General features: G+C 70.2%; 3 protein-coding genes and 2 pseudogenes. 3 read left to right on the top strand and 2 right to left on the bottom strand.

All coding sequences use genetic code 11. From position 1 onward, the window contains the following. Nucleotides 1–1,161 (bottom strand): IS256 family transposase (locus HMPREF9056_RS10145; protein ID WP_009404857.1); only part of this gene is annotated, 1,161 nt, incomplete at its 3' end. Between the two features lie 56 nt (nt 1,162–1,217). On the opposite strand from HMPREF9056_RS10145, the pseudogene HMPREF9056_RS14735 reads away from it, so the two are divergent. The 3 genes and pseudogenes from HMPREF9056_RS14735 to HMPREF9056_RS10135 all read left to right on the top strand — a co-directional run. Continuing rightward, nucleotides 1,218–1,361, top strand: a pseudogene (locus tag HMPREF9056_RS14735) (transposase); the annotation flags it as partial. A 101-nt stretch (nt 1,362–1,462) separates the two neighbouring features. After that, entirely contained in the window at nt 1,463–2,161 is a 699-nt protein-coding gene (locus HMPREF9056_RS10140) for an ABC transporter ATP-binding protein (protein WP_009404856.1), read from the top strand. A gap of 3 nt (nt 2,162–2,164) precedes the next feature. Beyond that, entirely contained in the window at nt 2,165–3,427 is a 1,263-nt protein-coding gene (locus HMPREF9056_RS10135) for an ABC transporter permease (protein ID WP_009404855.1), read from the top strand. 111 nt (nt 3,428–3,538) lie between these two features. On the opposite strand, the pseudogene HMPREF9056_RS13780 reads toward HMPREF9056_RS10135, so the two are convergent. Further along, nucleotides 3,539–3,685, bottom strand: a pseudogene (locus HMPREF9056_RS13780) (nucleoside-diphosphate kinase); the annotation flags it as partial. Nucleotides 3,686–3,701 lie beyond the last annotated feature (16 nt).

Raw genomic sequence — 3,701 nt, 5'->3', positions numbered from 1 at the left:
CCCCCTGTCCGAGAAACACCACGCACTCCAGACATCGTTGGGGAAGTGACCGCGGTTCTTGGTGACCTTACGCAACTGATAATTCAGCGACTCGATCGAGCTGGTGGTGTAGATGACGCGGCGCAGCGCCGGCGGGAATGCCAGGAACGGGATGAACCTCTCCCAGGCCCGCTCCCACACCCCCACCGTGTCGGGGTAGCGCACCCCCAGGGGCGAGGACGCGAGGTCGGACAGGGCCGCCAGGGCGGCCTCCTCATTGGCAGCCGTGTAGATGGGCTTGAGGGCGGCGGCGACCTTCTTGCGGTCCCGGTAGGACACGAACCTCATCGAGGAGCGGATCAGGTGGACCACGCAGGTCTGGACCATGGAGCCGGGCCAGGTCGCCTCGATCGCCTCGGGCAGGCCCGTCAGCCCGTCGTAGCACACGATCAGCACGTCAGCGACGCCGCGGTTGGCGAGTTCGGCGCACACGCGAGCCCAGAAGGAGGCGCCCTCGTCGGCCTGCACCCAGATCCCCAGGACGTGCTTGACGCCCTCCATGTCGACTCCGACGGCGATGTGGACCGCCCTGTTGGACACCCGCCCGCCGTCGCGGATCTTGACGCGGATCGCGTCGGGGTAGATCACCGGGTAGAACTCCTCCAGCGGGCGACTCTGCCACTGCAGGACGGCGTCGGTGATGTTGCTGATCGTCCCCGCGCTCAGCTCTACCCCCAGGGTGGAGTCCAGGTGGTGGCGGATCTCGCGCACCGTCATCCCGCCGGCGTACAGGCTGATGATCATGCCGTCCAGCCCGTCCATGCGCCGCTGGCCCTTGCGCACCAGGCGGGGCGTGAACGTGCCGGCGCGGTCGCGGGGGACCTCGATCTCAAACGGGCCCACCTCGGAGTCCATCGTCTTGGTTGACGTCCCGTTTCGCGCGTTGCCCCGCGCGCTCGGCGCGCGCTCGCCCTTGTCGTAGCCTAGGTGGTCGGTCAGCTCGGCCTGCAGGCCCCGCTCCAGGGTCTCCTTGAGCAGCGCCGGCAGAAGCCCGTCAGCGCCGGTCAGCGAGATCTGGCCAGCATCGATTTGCTCGAACAGGCCGTCCAGGCCACCGGAGGCAACCAGCTCCTCCACCGCCCTACGACCCGCACCACCCGCAGCGGCCTTCTCATCGGTCATGATTATCAGTATCAGTCCTTCCAGGAGGGCTTACACAAACCATTGAACAGGCCCCCGAAGCCGGAGCCCGTATCGGCGCCAGCCGCTACGAGTACACCGCCCGTCGCAACGGCACCCACCCCAAGACGGTGGCAACCCCGGCCGGACAGCTCGACCTGGCTGTCTTCAAACTGCGCCAGGGATCGTTCTTCCCCTCACTGGTGGATCGTTTCGGGTTTTGTGGGGGATGTGTAGTCACGCCGCGGCCGCAAGTGGCGGATGACCTCGGCCAGGGGGCACCCCCCAACGCCCCGGAGATCTCATGCTGGAAGTCAGTCATCTGTCCAAACGATTCGGGAGCATCCAGGCCCTCGACTCCCTCTCCCTGACCGTGGGAGACAATGAGCTCGTCGGCTTCGTCGGCGCCAACGGCGCGGGGAAGTCCACCACCATGCGCATCATCATGGGCGTGCTCGCCGCCGACGCCGGCACGGTGACCTGGAGGGGCACCACCCTCGACGCCGACGCCCGCCGCCGCATCGGCTACATGCCCGAGGAACGGGGCCTGTACCCCAAGATGAAGGTCGGCGAGCAGCTGACCTACCTCGCCCGGCTCCACGGCGTCGAGGCGTCATCAGCCCGTCGGGCCAGCGACGAGTGGACCGAGCGTCTGGGCATCGAGGAGCGACGCGGCGACGATGTCCAGAAGCTGAGCCTGGGCAACCAGCAGCGCGTCCAGCTGGCGGCCGCCCTCGTCGGCTCCCCCGACGCCGCGCAGGAGGCGGCACGGGCCGTGCTCGCCGGCGTGCCCGGCCTCGACGTCAGCGGGGCTCCCTCGGAGACGGGCACCCGCCTCACGCTCGTGGCCGGCGGGCCCGACGAGCAGCGACTGCTCCGGGCGGCCGAGAACCTGGGCCGCCTGCGCGAGCTGGGGCCGGTGCGCCGTCCTCTCGCCGAGGTCTTCCGCGAGGCCCTCGCCGCACCCGCCGACCTGACCATCACGACCGAGCAGGAGGCCTGAGCCATGTCGTCCGCCGAGCAGACACCCCACACGGGCATGTCCCGCAGCGCCGAGATCCGTCTGGTGGCCGGCCGCGAGCTGCGCACCCAGCTGTTCAAACGGGCCTCCCTCGTCACCGCCGTCGTCATGCTCGTCCTCGCCGTCGGTGGAATCCTCGTCTACGCCCGCTTCAGCGGGGGCGACGACGATCCCTACCGCCTGGGCGTCATCGCCCCGGACGCGGCCGCGTCGAGCGCCATCGCCTCCGACCTGGCGCAGGTCAAGGACTCCGAGGGCAGGACCGTCAGCATCGTCGACCTTACGGGCTCGGCCGCCGGCCCGGCCCTGGGCATCGGCGACGGTGCCGGCGAGGCGAGGGCTGACATGGTCCTCGACCTGACCGACCAGCGCCCTCGGCTCCTCGTCACGAAGGAGAGCGACTCCGACCGCGCCGTGACGACCTCGGTCACCGCCGTCCTCCAGCAGTCCGCCCTGGCCCAGAAGGTGACCGACCTCGGCGGCGACCCCGCGGCAGTCGCGGGGGGCCTGCTCGCGGCCGTTCCTCAGGTCGAGGCCCTGGACCCGCCCCGGTACGACGCCGCCGACTTCGGCCCCCGCTACGGCATGCTCCTGACGATCGACGTCCTGCTCATCGCCGTCATCATGGCCGGGGGCCAGATCGTGGCCATGGGCGTCGTCGAGGAGAAGTCGAGCAGAATCGTGGAGATCCTCCTGGCCTGTGTGCGCCCGACCTCTCTGCTGGCCGGGAAGGTCCTGGGCACGGGGACGGCCGTCATCGTCCAGTACGGCCTCATCGGCATCGTCGCGGGGGTGACCGCCAAGGCGGCGGGAGTCCTGCCCGACACGCTCCCGGGTCTGGACTCCGTCCTCATCGCCATAGTCATGTGGATGGTGATCGGCTACGCGATCGCGGCGGTCGCCTACGGCGCCGCCGGCTCGCTGGTCAGCCGCCAGGAGGACGCCCCCAACGTGACGACACCACTGACGATGATCTTCATGGTCCCCTACATGCTGACCTTCGCCATGATCTCGGACCCCTCGAAGATGATCTACCACGTGCTGGCCTACATCCCGCCCTTCTCATCCTGGCTCATGCCGGCCCGCCTCGTCATCGGGGAGTCGAGCTGGGCGGAGCAGCTCGTGGCCCTGGCGATCGCGACCCTCCCGCTGCTCGTGCGCCTGGCCGCCACGATCTACACCCGGGCGGTCACCCGCACCGGCGCCCGGGTACGCCTGAAGGAGGCGCTGGGCCGCCAGAACGCCTGACCGGGCCGGTGCGTGCGGTGCGGCGCCCACCGGGTGCCGCGCCGCACGCACGTCTGAGTGTCCGGGCAGGGCCCGCCGCTGACGGCGGACCGACCCGTCGGCGAGTCTCGCTCAGGAGTCGAGGCCGGGGAACCAGATGGCGATCTCCCGCTCGGCGGAGGCCTCGCAGTCCGAGCCGTGGACGAGGTTGAGGATGGCCGGCCCGCCCCAGTGACGGCCGAGGTCGCCGCGGATGGTCCCCGGGGCGGCGGTCGTCGGGGGTGGCGCTCAGGAC

The sequence above is a fragment of the Actinomyces sp. oral taxon 170 str. F0386 genome (assembly GCF_000195595.1).
Lineage (GTDB): Bacteria > Actinomycetota > Actinomycetes > Actinomycetales > Actinomycetaceae > Actinomyces.
The sequence above is the reverse complement of the archived record's forward strand: the minus strand, read 5'-3'. Positions and strand labels throughout refer to the sequence as shown.

Excerpts from the sequence above, each read along its gene's own strand:
- HMPREF9056_RS10140 (WP_009404856.1), top strand. The coding sequence starts at position 1,463 with ATGCTGGAAGTCAGTCATCTGTCCAAACGATTCGGGAGCATCCAGGCC.
- HMPREF9056_RS10135 (WP_009404855.1), top strand. The coding sequence starts at position 2,165 with ATGTCGTCCGCCGAGCAGACACCCCACACGGGCATGTCCCGCAGCGCC.